6 protein-coding genes are annotated in these 4,376 nt (G+C 58.7%); 3 read left to right on the top strand and 3 right to left on the bottom strand.

Annotated features, from left to right (window positions below; genetic code table 11):
* The 3 genes from Q0L94_RS07945 to Q0L94_RS07955 all read right to left on the bottom strand — a co-directional run.
* A partial coding sequence (locus Q0L94_RS07945) for a TusE/DsrC/DsvC family sulfur relay protein (protein WP_296752174.1) occupies positions 1-219 on the bottom strand: 219 nt, incomplete at its 3' end.
* A gap of 23 nt (positions 220-242) precedes the next feature.
* Complete coding sequence (gene cas6 / locus Q0L94_RS07950) at positions 243-902, bottom strand: type I-MYXAN CRISPR-associated protein Cas6/Cmx6 (RefSeq protein ID WP_296752178.1); 660 nt, start codon at positions 900-902, stop codon at positions 243-245.
* Positions 899-1,120, bottom strand: a complete 222-nt coding sequence (locus Q0L94_RS07955; protein ID WP_296752180.1) for a hypothetical protein — start codon at positions 1,118-1,120, stop codon at positions 899-901. Before Q0L94_RS07955 ends, cas6 begins: the two co-directional genes overlap by 4 nt.
* A gap of 377 nt (positions 1,121-1,497) precedes the next feature.
* Here Q0L94_RS07955 and dsrA point away from each other — a divergent pair, with 377 nt between their 5' ends.
* The 3 genes from dsrA to tusD form a co-directional block, all read left to right on the top strand.
* Positions 1,498-2,802, top strand: coding sequence for a dissimilatory-type sulfite reductase subunit alpha (gene dsrA / locus Q0L94_RS07960; RefSeq protein ID WP_296752182.1), 1,305 nt, complete (start codon positions 1,498-1,500; stop codon positions 2,800-2,802).
* Between the two features lie 66 nt (positions 2,803-2,868).
* Positions 2,869-3,939, top strand: coding sequence for a dissimilatory-type sulfite reductase subunit beta (gene dsrB, locus Q0L94_RS07965; RefSeq protein ID WP_296752184.1), 1,071 nt, complete (start codon positions 2,869-2,871; stop codon positions 3,937-3,939).
* Between the two features lie 89 nt (positions 3,940-4,028).
* Positions 4,029-4,376, top strand: a 348-nt coding sequence (tusD, locus tag Q0L94_RS07970; RefSeq protein WP_296752187.1) for a sulfurtransferase complex subunit TusD, incomplete at its 3' end; no start/stop codon positions are given.

Consider the following 4,376-nt stretch of genomic DNA (forward strand, 5'->3'; position numbering starts at 1 on the left):
CATATCTTCTATTTCCGCCAGCATGTTGCGGAAGTTCGGTGTTTGACCGTCTTCCTTATATTTGTCGCGCAGGTAGTTGATGACCGTCCAGTGCTCGTCGGTCAGCGTGATTTTTTCAGCCGCGGCGATGACCGGGGGGACGTCGTCGCTGAAGTTGGCTTCCAGCAGGAAGTCCTCGTCGCCGGTTTCGAGCTCTTCGCCGTTTACAACATAAGACATGTTTTCTCCTTTCGGGTTGGGTGCTAAAGAATCGCCGGAATGACCGACGCGATGGATTTATGCGGGATGAATATCCCGCAGCCTAACAAGCGGTTGCGTCCCAGGCCTTCGTCCTGCAGTTGCAGGGACTTGTGCGGGGGGACGTCGTGCAGCATCAGGCTGTAGCCATACAGCGGTCCTGACGTGCTTTGCAGGGTTTGCTGCTTGCCGCAGATGAAACCGCAACGCAACTGGAAGCGGCCGTCCAGTTCGCGCATCACATCCTGCACGAATTGTTCTTCACCCGCGCTGCCCGTGTCAACAAAGTGCGCATAGATGTTGGCGAACGGGCTGAATTCGCGCGTCTTGAAGCTGCCGATCTGCAAGGCGTGGCCGGCCAGGTCGAGCGTCTGGCCGACCAGCCGCTGCATGGCGTCCACCCGTGCCTTGGGCACGCGCAGGAACAGTTTGGTGCGCCGGTTGATGTTGAGCGTGGCGTCGCCGCTGTTGGTTTCCGCGCCTTTCAGATGCTGAATGCCGACCCCCGGCTCTTCACCCAGCCACGGCACCAGCGCTTGCAGCGCGACGGACAGCAATTGCGCATTCTCGGCCGGGATGGTGGTGCCGACCAGATCGAACTGCAGGTCGGTCATGCGCGGCACATACTCCTCGGGTTTGTTTTCAGGCCAGCCCGCCCAGTTCATGGCGCGTTTCCCGCATGGTCCCTGGCCCAGGCCTGCATCAGCTCGCCCCATTTCTGCGCGCTGGCCGGATCGACGTCGAATATGGTGAAACGCTTGTTCTCGCGGATACGGATGCGCAGGAACGGCACACCGCCCGCTTCGTGCGTCAGGTGCTGAAACTCGATTTCCTGGCCGCCAAATGGCAGCCGCAATTTATCCAGGGGCGTAATCTCAGGCATGGAATCTCAATCCGTGTGGCTACAGTTTATGGATAGGGTTACGTTGTCGGGCAATGCAACCGAATTTTAAATAGATTGGGGAGAGGGGCAGGCTTTCAACCCTTCTCCATACGTGGGCTTGCGTTTGCAACAATATTTTAATACTCTAATCGATTCCAGTAGCGGGCACGTAATGTCTCACTCTTTGCCTGGGTGGGGCATTCCCGCATTGGGGAAAACGATCTACTCCTTTTGGGTAGGTTGCGGCCTACCGCGATGGAGTAACCGGTTTACCCATGAGAATGATGGTGATAAGGCTGTCAACTCAATAGGATGGCGGGACACCGTTGAGCTGTCGGCTTAAGCGGGCATTTCGAAATGTTCTAGGAGAGAAAACTATGGCAAAGAAGATGATTGATACGCCCAATCTGGACGAGCTCGAGAAAGGCCCGTGGCCCAGTTTCGTGACCGGCCTGAAGCGTTTGGCCAACGACAACGACATGATGGTTGACCTGATGGGTCAGTTGGAAACGTCCTACCAGCACATGAAGGGCTACTGGAAGGGCGGTACGGTTGGCGTGTTCGGCTACGGCGGCGGCGTGATTCCCCGTTTTACCGAGCTGAAGGATGAAAACCATCAGCCGCTGTTCCCTGAGGCAGCCGAATTCCACACCCTGCGCATCCAGCCGCCCCCCGGCATGCACTACACCTCCGATCTGCTGCGCAAGATGTGCGACGCCTGGTCGGCTACCGGCGGCTCGGGTCTGATCGGGCTGCACGGCCAGTCCGGCGACATCATGCTCCAGGGTGTCAGGACGGCCGACGTGCAAAAGGCCTTCGACGAATTCAACGAAATGGGCTTCGATCTCGGCGGCGCCGGTCCCGCGCTGCGTACCTCGATGTCCTGTGTTGGCGCGGCACGCTGCGAGCATTCCTGCTTCGATGAAGCCAAGGCGCTGCGCACCGTCATCAACAACAACATCGATGACATGCACCGCCCGTCCTTGCCCTACAAGTTCAAGTTCAAGTTCTCCGGTTGCGGAAACGACTGCGTCAACGCCATCCAGCGTTCCGACATGGCGACCATCGGCACCTGGCGCGACAACATCCGTGTCAACGAAGCCCTGGTTCAGGACTACTTCAAGGCGCATGGCATGAACGATCTCGTCAATGACGTGATCGGCAAGTGTCCGACCAAGGCCATCACCCTGGTGTCCAGCGATAAGTTCAAGGCCAGCGAGCATGTCTCCGCTGCCAATCTGGGCGATGGCAACACCCTGTGCATCGACAACAAGAACTGCGTGCGTTGCATGCACTGCCTGAACGTCATCCCCGGTGGTCTGCGGACCGGCGTGGACAAGGGTGTCACCATCCTGGTTGGCGGCAAGGGCGTGCTGAAAATTGGTGCAACCATGGGTACCGTGGTGATCCCGTTCATGAAGCTCGAGTCCGACGAGGATTTCGAGAAACTGAACGAACTGTCGCGCAACATCATCGACTTCTTCGCGGAAAATGCGCTGGAGCATGAGCGCACCGGCGAAATGATCGAGCGTATCGGCCTGGCCAACTTCCTTGAAGGCATGGATATCCCGGTCGATCCCAACATGATCAGCGCGCCGCGTTCCAACCCCTACTTCCGTTCCGACGACTGGGACGAGCAAGTCGAGAAGTGGAACGAGTACAAGCAGTCGTCGGCAGCTTAAGTTTCGTTTACCGCGGGCCTTGGTGCGAACCGGGGCTCGTGCATTGAAATCAGTTGGAGAAAAAACATGGCAGAATTGCGTCCGCCTATCGAGTCCGGTGCACCGGATCCGATGCCCTACATGCACCCCGTGATGGTGAAGAACTATGGCAAATGGGCTTTCCACAGCCATCCGAAGCCGGGCGTCCTCTATCATCGCGCCGATTCCGGCGACGAGATCTGGACGGTCAAGGCCGGTACGGCGCGTCAGCTGGATCACTATACTGTTCGTGAGTTGGCCGACATTGCCGACCAGTACGCAGACGGTTTCGTGCGTTTCACCGCGCGTTCCAATATTGAATACATGGTGGCCGACGGTTCCAAGGTCGAGCCGCTGATCAAGGCGCTGAACGACAAGGGCTACCCCATCGGTGGCACCGCCAACTCGGTGTCGATGATCGCCCACACCCAGGGTTTCCTGCACTGCGACATTCCCGGTACCGACGCCTCCGGCGTAGTCAAGGCGCTGATGGACGAGTTGTACGACGATTTCGTCAAGTGCGAGATGCCCAACCGCGTCAAGCTGTCGACCTCCTGCTGCGAAATCAACTGCGGCGGCCAGGCCGACATCGCCATCATCGTTCAGCACACCAAGCCGCCGAAGATCAACCATGATCTGGTCGCCAACGTGTGCGAGCGTCCGTCCGTCGTGGCCCGCTGCCCCGTGGCGGCGATCCGTCCCGCCCTGGTGAACGGCAAGCCTTCGCTGGAAGTCGACGAGAAGAAGTGCATTTGCTGCGGCGCCTGCTTCCCGCCCTGCCCGCCGATGCAGATCAACGATCCCGAGCATTCCAAGATTGCGATCTGGGTGGGTGGCAAGAACTCGAACGCTCGTTCCAAGCCGACCTTCCACAAGCTGGTTGCGTCCGGTCTGCCGAACCATGCGCCGCGCTGGCCGGAAGTGGCCGAAGTGGTCAAGAAAATCCTGGCGACCTACAAGGCTGACGGCAAGCCCTGGGAGCGCATGAACGACTGGATCGACCGTATCGGCTGGCCTGCGTTCTTCGAGAAGACGGGTCTGCCATTCACCAAGTATCACATCGATAACTGGCGCGGCAGCCGTGCCAACCTGAACGCTTCTGCGCACATCCGCTTCTGAGCTTTCGGGAACCGTCGGCGGCCGCCGCGGCTTGATTGCGGCGGCGCTGATAATAAATGGCTGGATTTTTCGGAGTTTGAGATAGACAAATGGAATTCGGTATTCTTGTAAACGAAGGGCCTTACACCCATCAGGCCAGTGATTCCGCTTATCTCTTCGCCCGTACGGCGATCGAGAAGGGTCACAAAGTACCGCGGATTTTTTTCTACCACGATGGCGTGAACAATTCCACCCGCCTGGCAACGCCGCCGCAGGATGATCGCAATGTCTCGGCGCGCTGGTCCAAGCTGGCCGCCGACCATGGCGTCGATCTGGTCGTGTGTGTTGCCGCTGCGCAGCGTCGGGGCATTACCGACGACGTGCTGGCGCCCGGCTACCGAATTTCCGGTCTGGGGCAGCTGGTTGAAATGGGTATTCAGTACGATCGTCTCGTGACG

The sequence above is a fragment of the Thiobacillus sp. genome, from assembly GCF_024708915.1.